Raw genomic sequence first — 24,817 nt, forward strand, 5'->3', positions numbered from 1 at the left:
ATCGACGCCCTCTAACGGATGATCTTGAGATAGCGTCCCATCCAATAGGGCAGCAGGAACTCGTCACCGGCGAATTCCGTGCTTCCGCCGTCTCCTCCATCCAGGATGAAGGGCTGGGTGTTCCATCGCGTAATCTGTCGTTCTCCAGGAGGCAGAAGTTCCTGAAGCTCCATCTGCCGGAAATTCTTCGGTAACCGGGTCACGTCACCGCGATGGCTGTTCTGCATGCGCCAGGTGATCAAATCCAGCGGGAACTTCCGCAGGGTCCACATGGCTCCGTCGAGATCGTAGTCCCTGGCCCCGGTCGAAGCATAGATGAAGTTCCAGAGGGGATTTCGCTCAAATCGTTCTATGTCCCAATGCTCACGAACGGTGGCCGCATACTGAACCCGCAGGGACTCGGTCAAGGCGAAGCGGTTCAACACCCAGTAGGTGATAAAGGACAGCAGGTCATCGGAGTGATTCCAGGTGTCTCCCATATCAATCCCTTCATGGAGAAATCCGGCGGTCGGGGCGGTATTGGTCGCGCTGATGAGGATGTTAGTCAGATAGCCGTGCCGATCCATCAGATCGTAAACAGACTTTTTATACTCCTCCTTGCCGGTCATTCGATGGGCCAGCTGCAGACTCGCGATGATCTCAGCGCTGTTGAGACGACGATCGCCAATGGACGCGGGATAGCGGTTGACGTACTCCGGGCTCCACCGTCCCCACAGGGTGGGCTTGCCGTCAACATCCACCAGATTCCAACGGTTAGCCATGATGTGGTCGACAATCTTCTTGAAGAATCGCGAGATGCGATCCTTCTCGGCCTGGGTTTTCGCCACCACCTCATACATCACCGCGCAGCCGAACGTGTGTGCGGCGATCTCATCGCTGCTGGTATGTCCTTTCCACTCCCAGTTGCCATCGGCCGCATCGCGCCAACGATCCACGTCCGAGAATTTAAAGCCCTTGCGCTCGAAGGTCCGAGCCGGAAAACCGTTTCGGTTGGGCAACTGCTCCAGTCGTTCCATCGCCTGAAACGTCCTCCACGCATTGGTGCGGGCCTCACTATCACCCGTGGCGGCATACCGGAAGGCCTGGCTCGCCATGTAGTAATTGCTCCAGGTCCCATCGTTGTCAGTGTCGATCATCTCCGCGCTGGTGATGTCGCCAGGTCGCGACAGGCGCAACTCGGCGGCAAAACCAAATCGATTGTGCCGCTGCCGCACCTTGCGGTCAAAATGGGCGGCCTTCTGCTCCAGCGTCATGGGAACGAAGTCGATCTTGCTGAGCCCGGTCTTGCTCAGCACATACACGTCACCATCCGGAGCCAGTCCCACGTCAATGACCTCGTCGTCCAACAGCCAACGGCGGCCGGCATAGTAGGAAATCTCTCCCGAGCGCCCCACCTTGAAAACGCCCTGTGTGCTGCCGATCCAGAGCCCGGCGTTGCCTTCGGGAGTGATGGAGGTGATATGAGTGCTGGGCAGCCTGGTCTGCAAAGGGGTCATGTGCTCGGCATCACTCGCCCGCACTCCATAGTAACCTCCCGTGGTACCGATGAGCAACTCCACCCCGCGAATCGTCAGGCAGGTGATGGGGAGGTTGGTGCGAGCGAACACTTTGGACTTCGTGCCGAAGACCCGGTAAACGGCGTCATTCGAGGCCACGAAAAACTCATTCTTCCAGGGCAGGATTTGGGGCAGAGCACCCGAAGTCAGCCCCTCCACCGACTCCACTCGCTTCTGATAAATCCTCTGAAACCCCGAGGGTCCCAAGATGAGCAGTGTGTTTCCCTCGGCGATGCCAGCGGCTCGGTGAGCCCCCTTCGACAACGCCCAATACGGCTCGCCCGCCTTACCGTTGGAGAGGAGCCGGTCATCAAAGAGGTAATAGAGATCGCCTTGGTGATCGATGATGTCCAACGCCTTCAAATCGCTCAGCGGACGAAAGCTCCGGTCCAGGGCGAGCTGCTGCTCAAACAGCCGAGCCACCCCCTTGTCCGTCAGCACGAAAACCACACCGTCGCGGTCGATGCGCAGCTTTTTAAACTGGGCGCCGGCCAGTTCCGGAGCATGGCTGATCCGGACGGAAGTATCCTGAAGAAACGGAGAATCCTTGATCGCAGCGGTCGCAGTCGTCGCGGCACAACACAGCAGCAGGATCGTGTGAAGGACAGAACCCACGTGGGCAGTTTTCGTTCGCATGGCCAATATTGGGACCAGCCTAGCGAGTGCCCCCTCCGGACCACAAGGCCTGTTTCGAGGCTGGGCCGTAAAGTTTGATCAGCTGATCAGTTCGTGAACCACATGGCCGGCAACGTCCGTGAGCCGGAAGTCGCGACCGTCATAACGGTAGGTCAGACGTTCATGGTCCAATCCCAGCAAATGGAGCATCGTAGCATGCAGGTCGTGCATGTGAACCCGATCCTGAACCGCGCGATGTCCATACTCATCGGTCGCCCCCAAGGCGAAGCCAGGTTTCACGCCGCCGCCCGCCAGCCAAACCGTAAACCCGCCCGGATTGTGGTCACGGCCCGTACCGTCCTTCTCAGCATAGGGAGTTCGGCCAAACTCCGATCCCCACCACACCAGGGTGTCCTCCAGCAGTCCGCGGCTCTCCAGATCGCTCAACAAGCCCGCGATGGGCCGGTCCACCGCCACGGCATGTTCCGCATGCTTAGGCAGGTTCTGGTGCTGATCCCACCGAGGGTTCGCCGTGTTGTCACCGTAGGTCACTTGCACAAACCGGACTCCGGACTCGCACAGCTGCCGGGCCATCAGGCATTGACGGCCGAAATCGTCGGTGGCCGGCTGGCCAATGCCGTATAGGGACAGGGTGGCGGGACTTTCGCCGTGAAGATCCAGCACCCGAGGAACTTCGCTCTGCATGCGCCACGCCAGTTCATAGGATCGGATCAGGGCTTCCACCTCGGGCTCGCCCGCCAGGGGAGGATGCTGTGCGGCGTTCAACGCCTCGATCAGCTCGAACTGCCGACGTTGCGCGGAGGGTGAAATACCCGGGTTCCCCAGATTCCGAATGGCCAGATCTCGGGCTGAAACCCCCGCGAGGCCGATCGCCGCACCCTGCGAGTCGGCTGGCAAAAACGCATTGCCATAGTTCCGGACTCCGCCATTTCCCAGGGACGGACTGATGGTGACAAAACCTGGCAAGCTCCGGTTCTCAGTCCCCAGCCCGTAGCTGATCCAAGAGCCGATGCTCGGCCGCAGCGAGAGGGAGGAACCACAGTGCAGGAACAGGGTCGCCGGGCCATGGGCCACACCCTCCGTGTGCAGGGAGTGGACGAAACACAGCTTGTCCACATGCCGCGCCATCTCCGGGAACAGCTCGCTCACCCATCGCCCGCTCTGGCCATGTCGACGAAAGGCCCAGGGCGAAGCCAATACTCTCTGCTCGCTGGCATGGTTGCCGGTGTTGGCGGAAACCCGGGCATCATCAAAAACGCGCCGCTGTCCATGCTCGGCCGCCAGCCGGGGCTTGTAGTCGAAGGTATCCACCTGACTAGGCCCACCTTGCATAAACAGGAACAGAATCCGTTTTGCCCGCGGTGCCCGATGCGCGAGCAGGGGTTTCATCCCGGCCGGTGCCGCGGACAGCCTCGGCCCGGCTAATCCCGCCAACGCGAGGGAACCGAAGCCGCAGGCGACGCGTTGTAATGCCGCCCGCCGCGACAGGCGCGGACTACAAAAGTGAGATAGGTTCGGATCCATGCGGTTAATCCAAGTATCTAAAATCCACACTGGCAAACAAGGCGTGGACCATCTCGGTCCACTTGCTCTCCGGGGACCCCGGGCCACGCGCATGACCCAGCATCAGCCGAGTCTCGCTCTCGTTCGGCTCCCGCCCCAAGATCAGCCGGTAACAGCGCCGCAACCGGGTTGCGTCATCGTCGGGAACCTCCTTCAACAGCCGCTCCGCCGTCCGGGCGGCGCGGTCTCGAACGAAGGAATGATTGAGGAGAAACAAGGCCTGACTGGGCACCACACTGCTTTCTCGCCTTCCCGAAACCATCATCGGCGGAGGAAAGTCGAAACACTCGAAAATCTCGGGAAGCGCATTGCGAAAAACCGGCGCGTAGACACTCCGCAGGGTATCCTGATAGACAAATCCATAGTCCGCCGAGAGCTGGCGAGGGAAGGTGCGACCACCTCCATCCAGACAAAGCTCTCCGCTCGCCCACAGCATGGCATCGCGCATCTGCTCTGCCCTTAACCTTCGCCGATGGGCATGGGAAAGATACCGATTGTCAATGTCTCCCGGCGTCGCACTGCGGTAGGCAAGCTGATAAACCCGTGACAGCACAATCGATCGCACCAGCCGCTTCACGCTCCATCCTTCCGCTATGAACTGCAGCGCGAGGTGATCCAACAGCGCCGGATGAGAAGGCTCATCCCCCGTCGTTCCGAAATTATCGACGCTCCTCACCAAACCCTCGCCCATCAGCCAATACCACACTCGGTTCACAAACACGCGGGCGGTCAACGGATTCGCCGGGTCGGCAATCCAAGCGGCCAACTCTTTACGACCGCTCTGGTGCGGTCCTGGCGCCGACACGCTGGGCCCCGAAATTCGGCGAAGGAAGCCACGCGGGACGACCTGCCCCAAGGAGTGCACACTTCCGCGCTGGTGAATGGCCAAATCCTTAGCCCCAGCCTGCTCCAGAACGGACATCACCATGGCGCGCTTGGGTCCCTCTTTCTCCAGGCGCTTGTAAGCGGTCTCCAGGGCTTGAATCTCCCCTGCCATGGGGGCGTTGGAGTTCATCGGGGAGCCTTTCAGTGCTACCCGGTAGCATTGAATGAGCTCCTTGAGATCGCGAAGTTCACGTTCCTGACGAAGCACCGAGGCCTCCACTTCCGGGTCAAGCGGCAACGGTCGCTCGATCCATTCCGAAACGTTCGCATGCTTCAGAGATCGCACATTCTTAAGAATCCCCGCCATCGCATAATAGTCGCGGGTCGGGATCGGATCATGCTTGTGGTCGTGACAGCGTGCGCAGGCGATCGTCTGTCCGAGGAACGCTTTGCCGATCGTCTCCAACTGCTCATCGACCACATCCATTTCCAGCTGCTGTTTGTCCTGTTCCTCTAGATTGGTGTTTCCCAGGGCGAGAAAGGTGGTCGCGATCATCTGACGACCTGCGTCCTGCCAGCCTTTCGCCTCCAGCAGGTCACCCGCCAACTGCTCAAGGATCAAGCGATCGAACGGGATGTCGCGGTTGAAGGAATCGATCAAGTAATCACGGTAGCGCCACGCCTCCTGAAAGACGAAGCCCCGCAACGTGACGGATTCCGCGTAGCGGGCCACATCCATCCAATGCCGGGCCCACTGCTCGCCGAACCGAGGCGAGGCCAGCAGCCGGTCGACAGTGCGTTCCCAAGAGTCAGGGGATCGGTCGTCGGCGAAGGCTCCCAGCTGTTCCTCGGTGGGTGGAAGCCCGGTCAGGTCGAAGTGGAGGCGTCGCAGGAGAGTGGACCGATCCGCTTCAGCTGCAGGAGTCAGCCCTCGCGACTCCAGACCCGCGAGCACAAACCGATCGATGCTTCCCCGCGGCCAGGAGACATGGGTCACCCCCGGGAGCGTTGGAGGCACCATCGGGGCATAGGACCAGTGAATGGCGGTACTGCTCTCCGGACTGGAGCCTGCCCCGAGCCGGAAGCTTCCGAGCCAGACGCAAAACAAACTCATCGCCAGGCGACGAATGGATACCTGGCTTGCGCTCTTGGACACCGACGTGAACTGGAACCGAGTCATGAAGCGGGGTGCGACGCTCCCTAGAGTCGCGTTTTTGTCCGAGGAGCGCAAGATCCCAAATCGTCACCCAGGTAGGGAGAGAGTCCGTTGAGCCCATCAGAGCCCCCGGCTCACGATACCCCATGGGCGACTCCGTGAGGGCCGCCAGGCGATCGTCGCACCCCACTGCCCGATGGTCAGGGTGTCGCCGAGGCACCGCCCGACGCAGGCAGTCGACTGTTTCGAAGGTAATAGAGATGCCCATCCTCCGCTCCGGCCAACAGATCCGGGACCCCATCGTTGTTCCAATCAACTGTGGTGGGGCTCACATCATGGCTAGCCACATTTCGTTGGGCCAGCTTGCCCAGGTCCTGAAACCTGACCGTGAGAGTGCTCTCGTCTTTCGCAATTTGCCGGAGCAGATTCGCGTTCTCGCCGTTCAGAAGCAGATCAAGTTTGCCGTCCCCATCCCAATCCACGAAGCACAGCTTGCGACGCCCACTTTTTCCTGCCGTACCCGCGTTGAGACGTAAAAGGTCGCCCCGCGCATCCTGAAAAAGACGCCGACCGGGATTCAGAGGGGCGTTTCTCCTGCCGCCGTCGCGCTCATACCAGGACAAGTATCCCTCGGTATCCAGCATGACCAGATCCATCCATCCGTCGCGGTTCCAGTCCACAACGCCAGGGGTGGTCCGCCACTGGGTTAACAGTTCAGCCCCCCGCGGACGCAGCCATCCCCAGGCGAGAAGCGGACTGGACTGGGCTTGGCCCCAATTCACCAGCAGGGGCTGCGAGGCGTCGAGGCGCGGACGCCGCGGGCTGCCCACGTTCCGGTACCACACCACCCTTCCCCAGATCGAGTTGACGATCAGATCCAATCGGCCGTCCCGATCCCAATCCGCAACACTCAGCGTGGTGTAACCCCACTTTGCTTCGCACGGACCCTGAATGGAGCCGTTTTCACCAGCCATAATGCGGATGGCTTTCCCTTGCGACGACAAGTAAACCGGCGCGGCAAACCTCGGTCGTTCCACCCCCGGTCCGCTCAAGTTTTCAAAGAATTGCAGGTAGCCGGCGGTGTTCCCGCACACGATATCCGTATCCCCGTCCGCATCCCAGTCCGCGCCCACCGGCGTGGCGAGGGCGCCACACTTCAGTTCATCCGCCTCTTGCTGAAAGTAGCGTGGCGCCAAAAACAGTGGCGTGCCCGATTTCAATCTGCCTGTGTTTTCCACCAGAGCCACCCGCCCATCTTCATCGCCCACGACCAAATCCAAATCACCATCCGAATCCCAGTCAAACGCCACGGGAACAATCATCTCCAGATCCATCCGCAACGGCGCTCCCGTGGAAAGCCGCAGCCGGCGTCCGGCCGCGTATACCGGGGCGTTTCGAGTGCCGCGATTCTCAAAATAGGTGAACCCGTCGAGAAACTCACCGCAGATCAGGTCGAGATCTCCATCAGAATCGAAATCCCCAAAATTGGGTGACGGACAGCCAAAGACATCCAACAGTTTGCCCCCGGCCTGCAGGGGTTGAGCCGGCTCGTAACGGGGGTCGCTGCTGGTGCCCGAATTGCGCAAAAGATAGACCACACCATGCAAGGGGCCATTGGTCCAGCGCCCCGAGCTGTCCCAGGCGTTGTCCCATCCATAGTGTCCCCAATCCTCAACTGCGATGGTTAGATCCAGCCGACCGTCTCCGTCGTAATCCACATATCTCCATTGGTTATGGCGGATCTTCGAGACCTCAGAGCCCGGCTTGAAACGCAGCTGATGAATTTTCGCGGCCGAGGTAACCGGCAGGCTCTGCGATCGCTCCAGACCCGTGGCGACGAACCCGGGATGTTCACTCCCGGGCGACAGCACTCGCAGCTCCCCATCAATGTAGGAGGGTGTCACATAGTGGACGGTCGAGCTCAACCGTCGAGCCGGCTTGAATACGGGGAACTTGACCGCACCCGAGGGGTTTTCGAAAAGCCACACGCCGTTATAGGGTTTGTCCGGACACGAGACAATGAGGTCCATGTCTCCGTCGTGATCAGCATCGACCGGAACAGGCCAGGCCCAGAGGCCAACGCCCAGGTCGACCACCAGCCCGGGATGATTGTAGCGAACGCGCTCCAACCCCTGAAGATCTCGCGACCAGAGAAGCGCTGCGAGCACCAGAAGCCAGGTCGAGACGGATGTCATCCGCCTAGTTCCTCAAAACACCAGGGCAGGATCAAGCCAAGATCCGGCGGATGACCTCGGCATCGACAACGCCCGTCAGCTTCTGATCGAGGCCGCCATGGAAATAACTGAGCTTATGGTGATCGAAACCCATGAGGTGCAGTAACGTGGCGTGAAGATCACGAATGTGGTGACGGTCCACCGCCGCCTCGTGGCCCAACTCATCCGTCTCCCCATAGCTCGTTCCTCCTTTGACCCCGCCTCCGGCCAGCCAGTACGTGAAACCCTTGGGGTTGTGATCCCGTCCTCCGTTCTCCCCCTGGGACACCGCCTGACGCCCGAATTCGCCACCCCAAACCACGACCGTGGAATCGAGCAATCCCTGCCGTTCTAAGTCGGTGAGGAGTGCCGTGATGGGACGGTCGATCTCGGGACAATGAATCTTCAGGTTCTCCTCGACTCCAAAATGGGCATCCCAATTCTGCTGTTGATGTCCGCCGCCATGGTAGATCTGAACGAAACGCACGCCGCGCTCGACCAAACGGCGGGCGATCAGGCATTGGCGGCCGAATGGCGCCGGGCCAAGCGCCAGCGGATGGTCCTGAGGTTTGGGCTCGTTGATCCCGTAGAGATCCAGCGTTTCCTGGCTTTCCTGGCTCAGATCGAGCGCCTCCGGCGCACTGCGCTGCAGCTCGAACGCCAACTCGTAGCTCGCGACTCGCGCCTGCAGCTCGCTAAAGCCGGGACGCGATGCCAAATGCTCGGCGTTGAGCTGATTCAAGGTGTCCACCATGTCCCGCTGCATCGCCCGAGTGTGCCCCGCAGCGGAATCGAGATTGAGAATCGGGTTGCCGGCGGCCCGAAACACCGTGCCTTGATAGGCGGCCGGCATGAACCCACTTGACCAGTTCGTTGCTCCGCTGATCGGCCCCCCACGCGGATCCAGCATCACGACATACCCGGGGAGATTCCGATTGGTGGTGCCCAGTCCGTAGTTCAACCACGATCCGAGGGATGGCCAGCCTTGGAGCACTCTCCCGCTGTTCATCTGGATCATCGCCGACCCATGGGCGAAGGAATCGGAATAGAGAGCTTTCACCACGGCCAGCTTGTCCATCTGGGACGACAGTAGCGGCAGAGCGTCCGAGCACCATTGTCCCGATTGCCCAAACTGCCGGAACGTGCGCTTCGACCCTAGCAGGGTCCCGGGTTTCACGTCCCTTCGACGCTGCTCAAGGTTGGCGGTCTGGCCGTGACGCCGATTCAACTCAGGCTTGTAGTCGAAGAGGTCCATCTGGGACGGACCGCCATACATGAACAGAAAGATGCAGGCTTTGGCGGGAGCCGGACGATGCGGCGGGCGCGGGGCCAAAGGTTCCGACCGGAGCCCGGCGGCCACCGCTCTCGATCCGAAAAAACCATCGGCGTCGAGCAGCCCAGTCAGGGCCAACCCTCCAAAACCTGCTCCCATCTGCCAGAGAAATTCTCGCCGATTTCCGGCACAGAGCCGCCTCTTCCACGGCTGTTCGGGGTGCATCGCGTCAATCGACATAAGCCACCTCATTCAGGTTCATCAACAGGAGCGCCAAGCTTTCCAAGGCACGCCGCGTCGGGTTGGTTTCCGTGTGGGGCTCCCGCACCTCGCGGATTTCGCTCTCGGTTTTAACCCGAACCTGGTCCAGTTCCACGCCGGCGCCCCAAACGCGAACCCCGAAGAAACCGGACCGTTTCAGAGGGTCAACATCCCGCCCCTCGAGGACAACGGCGTTTGGCCCGTCGCCGACGCGCACCGCAAACGCAGCGCCGGACCAAGCCCAGTGAAGCCGGGTGTCCTGGTCGCTGGGAAGCGCCACGGAGGCGGTCTTCAACACCACGGTCTGTCCGGGACTGACACGACGAAGCTCCACCCGATTCTCCCGGAGCAGGAACTTGAGTTCGTAGCCCGTATCCAGGCCTCCCTCCGATTTCGACCTTGTCAGCAGGCTGAAGCTCTCGCAGGCGGATTTCGGGGCAACCAGGCAATCTAGGGTCCCATCGGCAAACGACAGCGATTCCCAGAGGCCGAAGGGCCCCCGCCCCGGTTCCATGTTGCGATTTCCCTCATACTCGCGCGGCCAGCTGCCCTTCGAGTAACTCCACCCTAGCGCGGGACCCAATAGGAATTTGCTCGCCGGAAGTTTGTTGAAGTAACCAGTGGACAGCGTATCGGGGACATCCGGGCGAAAGAGCAGCCGAGCGGCACGTTCGCGATGCACTTCCTCCTGTCGCTCCAGAAATGCAAGCGAGCTAGCGCGCTCCGACCCGGTGGGCGGCCGGCCCACAACCGCGTGCCAAGCCTCTTCCACCCATCGGCCGCGGCCGCCTCGGGGGCCGGCGGCGTCCTCGCGAAGCAGCCGATTCGCCAAGGCCGTCGCCTGTTCCTGCACAAACCGATCGTTGATCATCAGCAACGCTTGAGGCGCGACCGTGGTGGTCGGGCGCTCCCCCAAGGGAGAGCTGACATTGCTGTAGTCGAAGAGTTCGAAGATCGGCGGCATGGAACTCCGCCGAATAAAGCTGTAGATGCTGCGACGCGCCAACTCGGAGTCAGAGGATACTTCCCAGTCCGTTCCCGGACGAGACCCGCCGGCCAGCACTTCTCCGCTGAGATACGGAAAAAAACCGCGTCCCCCCGGTGCCAGGTTCAGCCGGCCGCTGATTTGCAGGAGGGTATCGCGCAAGGACTCGACATCCAGCCGGCGAAGCGGATGCCGCCACCACAGCTCATTCCCAGGATCCGCCGCCAACGCGGCCGGGTTTTCACCACGCGACGAACGACGCCAGGTCTGGGAGGTCAAAATAAGCCGATGCAGGTGCTTGATCGACCATCCGGAGTCGATGAACTCGCAGGCCAGCCAATCCAGCAGCTCAGGATGGCTGGCTCGAAACCCGGCGCGCCCAAAATCCAGGGTGCTCTTCACCAAACCCTGGCCAAAATGATAATGCCAAATGCGGTTCACCATCACCCGGGCGGTCAACGGATTTCCGGGACTGGCGATCCATTCGGCCAACTCGAGTCGTCGCAGCGACGGCTCCGAGCTCCATCCTGGTTGCGCTTCGCACAACTGAGTAACGCGGATGGCGGCCGGGAAACTCGGGAGGACCACATCGCCCGGGCTTCTTGGATTGCCGCGCATCAGGACCCGAACCTCAGGCCAGGCATCGTCGCGCTCGCGCGCGGCCAGGGCATGGTCAAAGGGCGGAAGCGCTTCCTCGGCTTGTTTGAGCCGCTCCTTCAGCTTCTGCCGCTCAGCATCGTCGACCGCCGAGGCAATCGATCGCTTCAACCCGGCCATGACTTTCTCCTGCCCCTGACGCCAGCTGGCAAGCTCCTCGGGTGTCGCCAGCGGTGCGTAGACAGCCGAGTCCGGAACCAACCCAGGCTTCCCCGGCGAACGCAGCCCCCGAAAGAAGGACAGCAGCGAATAATAGTCCTTCTGCGAAAGAGGATCGAACTTGTGATCGTGACACCGGGCGCAGTTCAAAGTCAGCCCCAGGAAGGCGGCGCCGGTGGTTCCGACAATGTCATCCAGGGCGTCATATTCGGCCAGAACCTTGTCGTCCGGCTCATCATCCATCACTCCCAAGTGCAAGAACCCGGTGGCCACCCACAGCCGCTGCCAGTCCTCCGAGGACGGCTTTCCCGACTGCGCGGCACGCCGGGCGATGACGTCGCCAGCGAGTTGCTCCCGCACGAATTGGTCATAGGGCTGGTCCTGGTTAAAACTGCGGATGACATAATCCCGATATCGCCAGGCGAACAGCTTTTCCGGATCCCGCTCGTAACCGTTGCTCTGAGCGAAGCGAACCACGTCCAGCCAGTGCCTGGCCCACCGTTCTCCGTACTGCGGTGCCGACAGAAAGCGATCGACACTCTGTCTCCAGCGGAGGTCCGTCGGCTCTCTCTGAAAAGCCTCCAACTCCTCCACCTTCGGGGGCAACCCCAGCAGGTCGTAGCTGAGGCGTCGCAGGAGATCGCGGGGGGTGGCGATGGAGTTGGGCTGCAGCCCGGCTTCCCGAAGCCGGGCGTCGATAAAGGCATCGATGGGATGCACGCCGGTGGAACCGGTGATCCGCGGAGGGTGCGGCCGCGTCAAGGGGCGGAAGGCCCACCAGGTCGCCTCGTTCGTCACCCCCCCGTTCCCGCGAGCCCACAATTCGCTCATCACCCCTCCCAGCAAGACCACGATGCCAAGGCAAGCCCTCAACCGCCGCCAGCTCAATTCAAGGCGGGAGGAGCCAGATCTCTTCAGAGACTTATCACCGGAATTATGCAAAGGGGCAATGGAGTGACAATTCGAGGGTTAGAGTAGTGGAGAGGAAGGAAAAATCGATAAAAAAGCGCCGATATGCTTCCTTGTCTTTACCCCTGTGCTTGACTAAGGTGTGTCATAGTCATCAGTCCGGGTTTTGACTCCCTTGAATCAAAAGTCTTCGTTTCTCCTTTGCCCAGGGAGACGAGGGCAAGGGGCAGCCAGGTTCTGACGCGTTATGAGAATCCATCCTGTGCACCAAACATGGCGGGCGGCTGACCCTGGGAGCCGCTGCAGCGACTGGGCCGTATTCCTTTGGTTTGCCTGCTTTTGGGCCTGGCTTTGCTGCTGCAGCTCGACCTTAGCAGCTCAGCTACCACCGAAGGCCAACGCCCAAATCGAGGCTCTTCAAGCGGAGAAAGCCAACCGCACGCTGTCTCAAAAAAAACTCGACTCACAATTCCTCTACGCCTGCCGTGAGCATCGCGGGGAGCGAATCGCCCCGGGGCTCGAAAAATTACGATCGCAAGTTCGCCACCGAAAAGGAGATCGGGTGCTGGCCGACGTGCGCGCCGAGGTTACCCCCCGCCTGCTCGAGGCGCTGCGCGCCGGCGGAGCCACGGTGCTCAACAGCTACCCCCAGCATCGAACCTTGCGGGCGTGGATCCCGCTGCCTCTCCTCGAGCCGCTGGCCGAACTGGGAGAGGTGGACAAAATTCAGCCTGGGGCCGAGGCCACCACGAACGTGGGTTCGGTGACCTCACAGGCCGACGCCACCCACCTGGTCGCCGCTGGTCGCAAGGCCTACGAACTCGACGGCCAAGGCGTCAAGATCGGCGTGCTCTCCGACGGTGTGACTTACCTGGCGGAGTCTCAGGCTCGGGGGGATTTGCCCGCGGTCACCATCCTTCCCGGCCAAGCCGGCGTCTCCGATACCGGTGAGGGAACCGCCATGCTGGAGCTGATCCACGACCTGGCCCCAGGGGCCGAACTGTACTTCGCCACCGCTTTCGCCAGCGCCGCGTCCTTCGCCGAAAACATCCGCAGTCTGCACGCTGCTGGATGTCGGATCATTGTGGACGACGTGACCTATTTTGATGAGTCCCCCTTCCAGGATGGAATCATCTCCCAAGCCGTCAATGATGTCTCGGCCGCGGGAACTCTCTATTTCTCTTCCGCCGGAAATTCTGGAAACAAAAATGACGGCACCTCCAGCGTTTGGGAGGGGGATTTTCAGGACGGTGGGGCGGCTTCGATCGGCCGCGGCGGAAGGCTGCACAGTTTCGGGAGCAGCACGGTCAACCCTCTCCTGCCGGGAGGAGGTTTTCGCCGGGTGGATCTTCACTGGAATGATCCGCTGGGCAAATCAGGCAACGACTACGACGTTTATGTGCTGGATCCGGCCGGCAATGTGGTGGCGAGTTCCAGCAATGTTCAGAATGGCAATGACGACCCGTACGAATCCATCGGCACGCTGGGCACCGGGGATCGTATCGTTGTGGTGAAGTTTGCCGGCGCAGCTCGGTATCTCCGGTTGTCGGCCGGACGGGCTTACCTGACCCATTCGACTCCCGGGATCACGTTCGGCCACAATGCCTCAGGCGCCAGCAATGCGTTTTCCGTCGCGGCGACGTGGGTGCGCTCCGGTGCGGCTCCTTTCGTAGGAGGATCCGTAAACCCGGTCGAAACCTTCAGCTCAGGAGGGCCGCGACGGATGTTCTACCATCCGGACGGCACGGAGCTCACGCCGGGAAATCTCACCTCGAGCGGCGGCATCGTTCTGCAGAAGCCGGACATCACCGCGGCTGACGGGGTCTCGACTTCGGTGCCGGGCTTCGAAACCTTCTTTGGCACCTCCGCTGCCGCACCACATGCCGCTGCCATCGCCGCACTGCTGTGGTCCTACAATCCCTCCCTCAGCCCGACCGAGGTCCGAGCTGCTCTCCTGCAGACGGCCTTGGACATCGAGGCACCAGGCCCGGACGTCGATTCCGGCGCAGGCATCGTCATGCTGCCAGCCGCCATCGAGGCGGCGGCGACGCCCCCTCCCAAGCTGTTGGTGGATGGCGCCCTGGTGTCCGAGGGAAACAACAATGGACTGGTGGACGCCAACGAGTGCAATCGATTGTTCATTTCGTTACGCAACGGAATCGGAGCAAACGGGGGGACCGCCCGGGACATTCAGGTCAGCCTGAGAAGCCTCACCGCGGGAGTCACGGTGGATCCTGCTCCCGTCAGCTTCCCGGACATTCCAGCCAGCGAAAGCCGCACCAATGGTGCCCCGTTTTCCCTCGCCAGCAGTGCATCCTTCGTTTGCGGTTCAGGGGTCGAGCTGGAACTCTCGATCAGAAGCAGCAATGCCGGGGTTGTCACCCGCACGGTGCATCTGGATTCTCCCGCTCCCGCCACGGGGCCGGCCCAAGAATTCGCCTCTCAGGAGATCCCGCGGGCGGTTCCGGACGGAGGAGTTACCGATTCAGCGGTCAGCGTCTCGGGAATCACCGTGCCGTTGGCGCGGGTCCAGGTGTCCCTGCACCTCCAGCATGCGTACGTCTCGGATCTGATCTTGAGTCTGATCGGCCCCGATGGGACGGAGGTCGAGCTTTCCAATCGCAATGGGAATGGCGGCCAGAATTATGGAACGTCGTGTTCCGCGAGAACTGTTTTCGAGGATACCTCCTCGAACGAGCTGGTGTTTGGCACCGCTCCCTTTGTTGGCACCTTCCGGCCGCAGAGTCCGTTAAGCCGCTTCCAGGGCAAGAGTGGAAGCCAGGTGAACGGGACCTGGATGCTCCGAGTTCGGGATGTGGCGGAACCTGACACCGGAACCATCCAATGCTGGTCGCTCATCTTGAGTCCGATCGAGTGCTTGGATGGTGGAGGTGCCTGTTTCGCGCCACCTGCGATCGTCAGCCAACCGCTGCCCGTCACCACCACCAACGGCTATCCAGCCAGCTTCCGAGCCACGGTCACCGGGACGGCGCCGTTGGCTTATCAGTGGTTTTACCAAGCGACCAACCCGGTCTCTGCGGCGCTCACGGACACCCTGACGTTCAGCGCGGTGAATCCAAACCTCGCTGGATTCTATTCCCTCGTGGCTACCAACCGGTACGGAGCGGCAACGAGTTCACCCGTCGCCTTGACCGTGCTGCTTCCCCCTTCCATCGTTGCCCAGCCTGAGTCGGTGAGTCCTACCAATGGTGGCAGTGCGACGTTTACGGTGCTCGCGACGGGCACCGCTCCGCTCGCGTATCAGTGGTTCCGCGGCGCACAGCTCCTGCCCAGTGCCACCAGCGCCACGCTGGTCATCCCTAGTGTGACGCTTGCCGATAGCGGCTCGTACACTGTGCGAATCACCAACCCCTATGGGACGGTTCTGAGCACACCGGCCAGCCTCGCGGTGGTTGCCCCCCCGGTGTTCGTGACTCAGCCCAGGGGCGCAGTGACCAATCCCGGTGCCCAGGTCACTTTAAGCGCGCTCGTGGAAGGGTCGGCCCCAATCGACTATCAATGGTTTTTCAATGAGGATACTCCGATTGCGGGTGCCACCAACGCCTCGCTCACTCTCCATAATCTCACCTCCGTCCAAAGCGGGGCCTACTCCCTCCTGGCTACCAACCCATACGGACGAGCGGTCAGCGACCAGGCTATCCTGGAGGTGAGGATGCCCAATCAGCTACCCACGATCTCCCTGCTAAGCCCCCTCAACGGAGCGGCCTACGTCGCCTCTAACCTCCCGATCATCCTATCCGCATCGGCCAACGATGCGGATGGCACCGTCCAGAAGGTGCGCTACTCCGTCAACGGGCTCGCCTTGGCCGAATCCACCATTTCCCCGTATAGTTTCGAATGGGTGGATCCCACTCCCGGCACCCACGTCCTCGAGGCCGTGGCGGTGGACGACCGAAACCAAAGCAGCCAGCCGGCGGCGGTGCAGTTCACCGTCACCTACCCGGCCTCAGCGGCGCTTCGCCTGGTCTCCGCGGGCTCGGTCTGGCGCTACCTCGACGACGGGTCGGACCAGGGCACGAATTGGTCCGCTCTAGGGTTCAACGATCAGTCCTGGCCTGCGGGGCCGGCCGAATTGGGATACGGGGATGCTGCTCAAGGGCGTCCGGAGGCGACGCTGCTGAACTTCGGCCCCGCGGCCAATTCTAAGCACATCACCTACTATTTCCGAAAAACGTTTACGCTCGCGGACGCAGGCGCCTATACCAACCTGCAGTTCCGACTGATGCGCGACGATGCCGCGCGGGTCTACCTAAATGGGCAGGAGATGTACCGGGTCAATCTCCCCGAGGGGGAAGTCGATTACCTCACGCTCTCGACCGCGAACGTGAACGGAAGTGCGGAATCCCAATTCTTTGCCACCAACGCCAGCCCGGGCTTCCTGCAGGACGGCACCAATTTGGTGGCGGTCGAGATCCATCAGGAAAACCGGAACAGCTCCGACATCAGCTTTGACCTCGAGCTCAATGGGATTCGGAATCCAGCCCCTCGCCTGCTCGCCCACCCCGAGGATACCACGGTCGATGCCGGCCTGGCCGCCGAGTTTACCGTGAGCGCACGCGGGGCCACCCCGCTGAGCTACCAGTGGTACTTTCGCGGAGACACCCGACTCAACCAGGCAACCGGTTCCGTGCTGACGCTGCCCGCGGTAACCACCAATCAGTCGGGGCTTTACTCCGTCGTGGTGTCCAATGCATTCGGATCCATCACCAGCGCCCCCGCCCGCCTCGTCGTCGTACCCGTCTTTGTGAACCAGCCGCCTACCGTGACGCTGACCAGCCCGGAACCCCAGGCGAACGTGACCAGTGATCAGCTTCCGCTCCGGATTTCCGCCTCCGCTGTGGATCCAGAAGGCCAGCCTCTGCGCGTCGAGTTCTTGGCCGATGGCGCAGTACTCGCAAGCCTCACGGCGCCGCCGTATGAAATCGAATGGGTGGATCCTACTCCGCAAATCCACTCGATCTGGGCCATCGCCACCGACGAGCAAGGCCTGTCGGTAACGTCCGCCGTCGCCCAAGTGCGTGTGGACCTGGCTGCGTCAGGGTATTACCGGCTTCTGAAACTTGGCTCGGTGTGGAAATACAACGATCGAGGCCTCGACCTGGGGACCGAGTGGAGATCGCTGGATTACGATGACCGCGACTGGGCGGAGGGCCCAGCCGAGCTGGGCTACGGGGATGCGGCTGAAGGACGTCCGGAAGCCACCCTCATCCAATCGGGGAGCACCGCGACGCAGAAACATCCAACTGCCTATTTCCGCCGGGCGGTAGTGATTTCCGACGCCTCCGCCTTGAGCGAGGTTCGGCTCTCGCTGCAGCGGGATGACGGGGCTGCTGTTTACCTCAATGGACAGGAGATCCTCCGCGAGAACCTGCCTGCGGGCGACCTGAGCTTCACAAACCTCGCGGTGACCACCATCGGTGGCGCGGCCGAGACGAATCTGGTGGTAAACATCCTTCCCAGCGCTCCACTTAGAAACGGCCTCAACGTTCTGGCGGTGGAGATGCATCAGGTCAACCGAACCAGCACCGATCTCAGCTTCGATCTGCAACTCGAAGCCCTCCGCCTGCCGCTACCTCAAATCACGGAGCAACCTCGCGATCTGACTGTCACGAACGGAGCCACCGCACTCTTCAGCGTTACCGCCACCGGGAGCCAACCGCTCAGCTATCAGTGGCAGCGCGAGGAGGGTATCCCTCTCCCGGGTCAGACCGAACGAACCCTCCGACTCAATTCGGTCACCATCGCCGACTCCGGAGTCTATCGTTGCGTGGTGTCGAACGCGTTTGGCTCGGTGTCGAGCTCGAACGCGGTACTGACCGTGGTTGACCCAGCGCTGAACAAGCCGCCGGTCGTAACCCTGAATGCCCCCGCTGACGGCGCGATCTTCGACCTGGGGCAACCCATCTCGCTGCAGGCGACCGCTACCGATCGGGACGGTCAAATCACCCGCGTCGAATTCTGGGCGGGTGGCAGTCGAATTGCGGCCGACACCGATGCCCCCTATGCGGTTTCCTGGCAACCGAACCTGCCGGGTGAGTATCAACTCGCAGCACTCGCCACGGACAACTTTGGCAAGCTGGGAACTTCCGCCCCCGTCAGAGTCAGCGTGATCGTCCCGACGCGATTTACCACCTCGTTGGTAAGCACCGGCTCCATCTGGAGGTACCTGGATACCGGCGTCGACCAAGGGAATACTTGGCGCCGTGCTGACTTCAATGACCAAGGCTGGCCCTTAGGACGAGCGATTCTCGGCTACGGCAACGCCCCGAAGGGGCGTCCCGAGTCCACGGTGCTGAGCTTCGGAGACGACCCGAACAACCGATATCCCACCTACTACTTCCGGAGAACCTTCGTGGTTACCAATACAGCCAGCATCTCCCGGTTGGAGTATGCACTGCTTCGGGACGACGGCGCCGCCATTTACCTGAATGGAACCAGGGTGGTGCGCGACAACCTTCGCGCCGGGGGTGTGACCTTCAATCTGTTGGCTTCCACCCCCGTGGTTGACGGAGACGAAACACGCTACTTCACCAACGAGACGGCCACGGCGCAGTTGGTCAACGGGACCAACACCCTCGCGGTCGAGGTGCATCAAGTCAGTCGCACGAGTGACGACCTGGCCTTCGACCTGGGATTGACCGCGATCTTGAACACTCCTCCCGTGATCCTGAGTCAGCCCGATTCCTTGACGGTCACGAACGGCGACCCCGCGAGCTTTAGAGTCATCGCGGTCGGAACCGGAACGCTCACCTACCAGTGGTTCTTCAATGGCGTCGCGATCAACAACGCGACCGCAGCCAGCCTCAACTTCGCCGCCGTGGGAACCAATCGTGCCGGAGTTTACTCGGTGAACGTCCGGAACAACCTCGGCACCACGCGGAGCTCCAATGCCACGCTCCGCGTGGTCGTTCCTCCCCCGAATCTCCGACCCGAGGTCGCCCTGCTCACCCCGACGAACGGAGCGACCTTCCTCCAGACGGAAACCATTGGCCTCACGGCTTCCGCGAACGACCCCGATGGAAGCGTCGCGTTTGTCGACTTCTACGCCGGGACCACCGCTCTAGGGCGCGTGCTGCAGCCGCCCTATCTGTTCGATTGGCGCAATGCTCCGACCGGATTCGTAACCCTTCGAGCGCTGGCCGTCGACAACCGGGGAGCGACCAATCTTTCCGCACCCGCCACCATCCTTGTCCGCCCGCTGCCCGCACCCCCTACCCTGGACGTGACCCTCATCTCCACCGGAGCCGTCTGGAAATACCTAGACACGGGAGTCGACCAAGGCACGGCTTGGAAGGAGCCGGATTTCGATGATGGCTCCTGGCCATCCGGTCCCGCGGAACTAGGATATGGAGACACCACCGAAGGGCGGCCCGAGGCGACGGTCTTGGAGTTCGGCGGCGTCGCGAATCGCAAGCATATCACCTACTATTTCCGTCAGTCATTCCTTCTGGAGAACAGCGGCGGCTTCAGCAACCTGACCGTGCATCTGATGCGAGACGACGGCGGAGTGGTATATCTCAATGGCACCGAGGTGTTCCGCAGCAATTTGCCCACCGGAGCGGTGATCTTCAGCACGCTGGCCAGCGGCGCCGTCAACAAACTCAACGAGAGCACCTTCTTCACCAATAACATCGATCCGAGCCTGCTTCGTAACGGGACTAACTGGGTCGCGGTGGAGATACATCAGTCAGCTCCGGAATCCTCGGATATCAGTTTCGACCTGGCGCTCACCGGAATTCGGTTCAGCAGTCCCATCATCATCACCCAACCGCGCGACCTCAGCGTGTCGGCCGGCAGCCGAGCCGAGTTTTCCGTCACCGCGGTGGGGGCTCCTCCCCTGAGCTACCAGTGGTATGCCAACCGGCTGAACCTGATCCCCGATGCCACCAATTCCAGCTTGATCATTCCCTCCGCCAACACCGCCGACGAAGGAAACTATTCCGTGGTGGTCTCCAACCCGCAGGGCCAGGTGCGTAGCAGCTCCGCCATTCTGGAGGTCCTCAGCTCTCCCACCATACTGTCCCAGCCGCGAAGCCAGACCGTCGATGTCGGCGGCACGGCAGAGTTCACGGTGGAAGCCGTCGGAACTCCCGATCTCGTCTATCAATGGTTTTACAACGGGAACACGGCGCTGAGTGGGGCCACCAATGCCACGTTGCGACTGCAGAATGTCCAGCCCTTGAACGCGGGCAGGTATTCGGTCCGGATCTCGAACCCGGTGGGGACTACCAATAGCTCCCCTGCGACGCTCACCGTCGCGAATGGCAACGTTCCGGTGGCCGTGGTGACGCAGCCGCAGGATGTCACTATCAACAACGGGGATTCTGCCGCGTTTACGGTAACCGCCAGCGGCACCGCACCCATCAGATACCAATGGTTCTTCAACGCGACTACGCCCCTCGCTGGGGCAACGAATTCGACACTGACCCTAACGACACCCACCCTGGCACAAAGCGGTCTTTACTCGGTGCGACTGACCAATGCATTCGGTTTCGCCACCAGCTCTCTGGCGGAACTGCGCATTTTGGTGAAGCCAACCATCACCTCGCTGAGCCTGTCCAATCAGCGTGTTACCCTGACGTTCAGCAGTCTGAACCGTCTGCGCTACACGGTCGAATCGAAACCCATCCTGTCCCCGTCACCCTGGGTGCCGGTTCCCGGCGCCACTCAACTCAAGGGTACCGGTGCCGGGATTGTGGTGTCCGACCCCAACCCGGCCACCGGCATCCGATTCTATCGCATTCTCGCAGAGTGAGCGCATTCTGAATTGCCTCGGGCCCAGTTCAGCGCTTAACTCCAACCAAAGTCTGCACCGTGGCAGGACCACCTATTTATGAATGCATTGGATTCCACAACGGCGCCAAGATGGCACTTCACCAACTCGCTCGCCGATCTCCGCTGTGTCCTGGGGATCGCCGCCCTCTCGCTCTCGCTCGCCGGAGGACTCCAGGGTGCCGCCTCAGCGCACTGGCCGGCGTGGCGCGGGCCAGATTCCAATGGGAGCACCGCCGTGGGCAAACACCCCGTCAAGACCGGCACCAATGCCTTGGCCTGGAAAGTGGCTCTCCCCGGCAAAGGAGGCTCCTCTCCTATCGTGTGGGACGGTCGCATCTTCCTCACCACCCCGGCCGAAGGAATGGACGCGGTGCTCTGCCTCGATACTTCGGGACAACAGCAATGGCTCACCAAGGTCGGCCCCGAAAGCCCGCCCAAGCATCGGACCCTCGGATCAAGCTGCAACTCATCGCCCGTCACGGACGGCAAAGGGATTTTCGCTTACTTCCGCAGCGGACATCTGGTGGCGCTTGAGCGCGACGGCTCCATCCGATGGAAGATCAACTTGAGTGAGAAATTTGGCACGGAGCAGCTGTTTTGGGATCAAGGCAGCTCGCCCGTGCTGAACGGTTCCCACGTCATTTTGTCCCGACTCCATCAAGGCGAGTCCTGGATCGCAGCCTTTCATAAGGACACCGGCGTCATGGAATGGAAGGAACCCCGTAACTTCAAGGTGCCCAACGAGAATGACAATGGTTACACCACCCCGGTCCTATTCGACCATTCGGGATCGAAAGCGCTGCTCGTCTGGGGAGCCGATCATCTGACAGCTCACTCGGCGACCGATGGAAAGCTGCTCTGGTCCGCAGGTGGATTTAATCCCGACGCCACGCCTTATTGGCCGGCGATCTCCACCCCCGTCATCGCCAACGGCATCGCCGTGGTTCCGGTCGGACGTGACGATCGGCCGCGCCAAGCCCAGCTTCAGGGAATCAAGCTGGGTGGCTCCGGAGATGTCTCCGCTACTCACCGGGCGTGGAAACGGGATGACCTGGGAGTGTTCGTGACCGCGCTTGCCGAGTACGGCGGGCGAGTCTATCTCCTGCGCCATCGCGGAGAGATCGTCTGCCTGAACCCCGCCACCGGACAGACGGTCTGGAGCGAAGCTCTACCGAAGGATCGAGCCCCGTTCTATGCCTCCCCGCTCATCGCGAATGGAGTGCTCTACGCGGCCCGGGAGGACGGCGTTCTGTTCAGCGCCAAAGTAGGGGATAAGTTTGAGTTCCTGGGCGAAACACCGCTCGGCGAGCGGGTGGTTTCCTCGCCGGTGCCCGCAGGTGATACGCTGCTTGTCCGAGGTGACAAACACCTCTTCTGCCTCCGCTAAGCGAACCACGCTCTCCAGATCAGCCAGCCCAAAAATAATCCAAGCGGAGCGCCAAGCAGCAGAACGAGCCACATCAAGTCCAAACCTTCCAACATCCGATCCACGCCCAGCCACCAGGGCCTCAGCCCGGGCGTGACTTGGTTATAGAATTTGAGCCGTCGGGTTCGATCCCAGAGCGCGATGCTCACCCCCATCAAGAACGCCACCAGAGCAGCCGGCCAGGCTCCCCATTGAGCCAAGATCGACACTGCGAGAGTAAGACAAACCACGGGAGTCACCTGCGTCCACGATGGCCAGGCGAATGACGGAAACCATCTCCCGGTGCGCTGGTCGTGTATATAGGCAGCATTGCAGCCCGGACACACGATTCGCGGCGGGACGGCCGGCAGGTCCAGACCGCAGCGACACTTGATGAACGCGGGAAGCTTCAACCTAAACCCGGGAATGAATTGACCACGGATCTCAGGAATGGCACGGATTAAGAAGGGTTTGTGTTGTCCTTGAGCACGAGTTCGCACTCCGTCTCAGGGTGATGAGGGTCTTCTTTCCAAGTCTTTGCGGATCCATGTCATCCGCGAAATCCGCGGTTTCCATTCTCCTGTTTAGGTTCAAGGCTTCACGGGAGCGATCTTGCCATTCCCCTCGGTGTAGTAGGTGGCACCCTCGACTTCGTGGATGAGCAGGTACTGGTTCCACTCCAAAGCTCCGAATCGATACCGGGCCTCCATCTTCCGCTCCTTCACTTCCGGCGCGGGCCCCGCCTCGGCCACCAGGGCTTCGCGCAACACTCGACCGTTCATGCGAACCTTGGGTTGAATTCCCAACAGGTGAAGGATCGTGGGGGCGACATCAATGTTTCCGCTGGGGATCTCGCTCACCATCCCTCGCTTGAGATCGGGACCGCTGGCCACCAGCGTGTTGTTCATATCGAATTTGCTGAGAGATCCGTGGGTCCCGCCCCCACGACTTCCGCCGGTGGCAATCAGCATGCCCGGCGCCTCGAACTCGTTCTGATCCGACATCCACCGCATGGAAACCAGGAGATCGGGGCCATGGCCTTCCGTCGGGTAATGAACGCTCGAGAGCGGAAACGTGCCCTCCAGCTCGGTTCGCGAAAAAATGACCCCGGTAAAGTCGCAGGCCTGCAACGCTCGCGCGGTCGCCCGAACCACATCGGGCTGGCGGTCCGTGACATAGATCATCGCCGCCCCGCCCAACCCCACGACCAAGACATCCCCAGGCTCTGGATTCTCTAGTTTCGTAGATGCATTGAGGTTGAAGCGCTTCAACGCGACGACGATGTCGGCCGAACGGGTGATGCCCGAGAAACCGTGGTCAGACACGACGAAAATATCGGTCTTCTCATAAATTCCCTTTTCTTTGAGCGCTTTGATGACCTCGCCAAGATTCTTGTCGCTTGCATCGATCGCGGACAACGATTCCGGGGATCCCACACCCTTCGCATGCTGAGTCACATCAGGATCGCTCAGCCACAGCAGCGAGTATTTCGGCACACCCTTTTTCCAAAGTCCCCTGGTTAAGGCTTTGGTGGTCCAGCCATCCGATGCCACGTTCGGGGTGGTAAAGGTATCCGGAAAAACCTTGTCGTCGTTGACTTTCTTGAGCGGGTCTCCGGTCACCCTCGGCATCACCAGGCCACGTCCCAGAATGACGGAGTTGCTGTGCGCCGGGGTGTCGGTACGCCTCGGCTTTCGGTCATGCAGCAAAACCACGCTCTTTGTTCCAGCCACAAACGTGTGATGGCCGGCGTCCTGAATCAACTCGGCCAACGTGTCCGCATCCACATATCTCCCTTGCGCCGTCAGGTCCCCGCGTCGGATCGTGTCGAGAACCTCCGACGCCACCGCCGACTGGGTGTTCAGCTCCTCCCGATAGTCATTGTTGGCCAAAATACCGCTCGTACCCGGGTGAGTGCCCGTGGCCAGCGCGGTTCCGTTGACAATCGTGGTGCTGATGAAAACGGGGTGGTTGCGGCGAAAGAATACTCCGTTGGTAGCCAAAGAATAGAGGTTCGGCGCATACTGAGGCGTGATGAAATCAGGCCGCATCCCGTCGAACACGACCACCACGACATGCTCAGCCTTGCCGGCAGCCACGGCGCTCTCCGCACCGGCGGCCAACAGCAACCCAGCGGCAAACCCGATCCAGCGACGGCACCGCCCACTCAGAGAATCGATGAGCAGGAGGGGGACAGCGCACACAGCAACGAGAGAGCTTCGAATCATAAGTTACCGACGTTTCTAAGCGGCTCCCATTCAATTTCCAACGCTTTTCAGGCGCTCCGCCGAGGTTCCCTGACGGAACCCATCACAAGATCGGTTTAGTGAAAGGCAAAAGCTACATACTACCATCCAGGGAACAAGGAAGATTGGAGCGGGAACACGTCCCCGTCTTTACCTCCAAAAATGGGGACTAGACAA

General features: G+C 61.2%; 10 protein-coding genes. 2 read left to right on the forward strand and 8 right to left on the reverse strand.

From position 1 onward, the window contains the following. Nucleotides 1-11: 11 nt before the first annotated feature. From JNN07_12415 to JNN07_12440, 6 genes are all read right to left on the reverse strand, one after another. Nucleotides 12-2,192 carry a hypothetical protein gene (locus JNN07_12415; protein MBL9168538.1) on the reverse strand — a complete coding sequence of 727 codons (2,181 nt, stop codon included), beginning with the start codon at nucleotides 2,190-2,192 and terminating at the stop codon, nucleotides 12-14. A 78-nt stretch (nucleotides 2,193-2,270) separates the two neighbouring features. Continuing rightward, entirely contained in the window at nucleotides 2,271-3,716 is a 1,446-nt protein-coding gene (locus tag JNN07_12420) for a DUF1501 domain-containing protein (protein MBL9168539.1), read from the reverse strand. Between the two features lie 4 nt (nucleotides 3,717-3,720). Then, the gene (locus tag JNN07_12425) at nucleotides 3,721-5,760 is read right to left on the reverse strand and encodes a DUF1549 domain-containing protein (protein ID MBL9168540.1); all 2,040 of its coding nucleotides are present in this window, start codon (nucleotides 5,758-5,760) and stop codon (nucleotides 3,721-3,723) included. 176 nt (nucleotides 5,761-5,936) lie between these two features. After that, complete coding sequence (locus tag JNN07_12430; GenBank protein MBL9168541.1) at nucleotides 5,937-7,931, reverse strand: VCBS repeat-containing protein; 1,995 nt, start codon at nucleotides 7,929-7,931, stop codon at nucleotides 5,937-5,939. Nucleotides 7,932-7,962: 31 nt separating this feature from the next. Then, the gene (locus JNN07_12435) at nucleotides 7,963-9,462 is read right to left on the reverse strand and encodes a DUF1501 domain-containing protein (protein ID MBL9168542.1); all 1,500 of its coding nucleotides are present in this window, start codon (nucleotides 9,460-9,462) and stop codon (nucleotides 7,963-7,965) included. Continuing rightward, nucleotides 9,452-12,115 carry a DUF1553 domain-containing protein gene (locus JNN07_12440; protein ID MBL9168543.1) on the reverse strand — a complete coding sequence of 888 codons (2,664 nt, stop codon included), beginning with the start codon at nucleotides 12,113-12,115 and terminating at the stop codon, nucleotides 9,452-9,454. The genes JNN07_12435 and JNN07_12440 overlap by 11 nt, the downstream gene beginning before the upstream one ends. 325 nt (nucleotides 12,116-12,440) lie before the next feature. On the opposite strand from JNN07_12440, the gene JNN07_12445 reads away from it, so the two are divergent. Together JNN07_12445 and JNN07_12450 are read left to right on the forward strand one after the other, a co-directional pair. Then, entirely contained in the window at nucleotides 12,441-20,969 is an 8,529-nt protein-coding gene (locus JNN07_12445) for an immunoglobulin domain-containing protein (protein ID MBL9168544.1), read from the forward strand. A 78-nt stretch (nucleotides 20,970-21,047) separates the two neighbouring features. After that, complete coding sequence (locus JNN07_12450; protein ID MBL9168545.1) at nucleotides 21,048-22,376, forward strand: PQQ-binding-like beta-propeller repeat protein; 1,329 nt, start codon at nucleotides 21,048-21,050, stop codon at nucleotides 22,374-22,376. Here the strand turns inward: JNN07_12450 and JNN07_12455 are convergent. Both JNN07_12455 and JNN07_12460 read right to left on the reverse strand, forming a co-directional pair. Then, complete coding sequence (locus tag JNN07_12455; protein MBL9168546.1) at nucleotides 22,373-22,894, reverse strand: hypothetical protein; 522 nt, start codon at nucleotides 22,892-22,894, stop codon at nucleotides 22,373-22,375. The genes JNN07_12450 and JNN07_12455 overlap by 4 nt on opposite strands. A gap of 90 nt (nucleotides 22,895-22,984) precedes the next feature. Next, nucleotides 22,985-24,622 carry an alkaline phosphatase family protein gene (locus JNN07_12460; protein ID MBL9168547.1) on the reverse strand — a complete coding sequence of 546 codons (1,638 nt, stop codon included), beginning with the start codon at nucleotides 24,620-24,622 and terminating at the stop codon, nucleotides 22,985-22,987. Nucleotides 24,623-24,817 lie beyond the last annotated feature (195 nt).

This window comes from Verrucomicrobiales bacterium, from assembly GCA_016793885.1.
In the GTDB taxonomy this organism is placed as follows: Bacteria; Verrucomicrobiota; Verrucomicrobiia; order Limisphaerales; family UBA11320; genus UBA11320.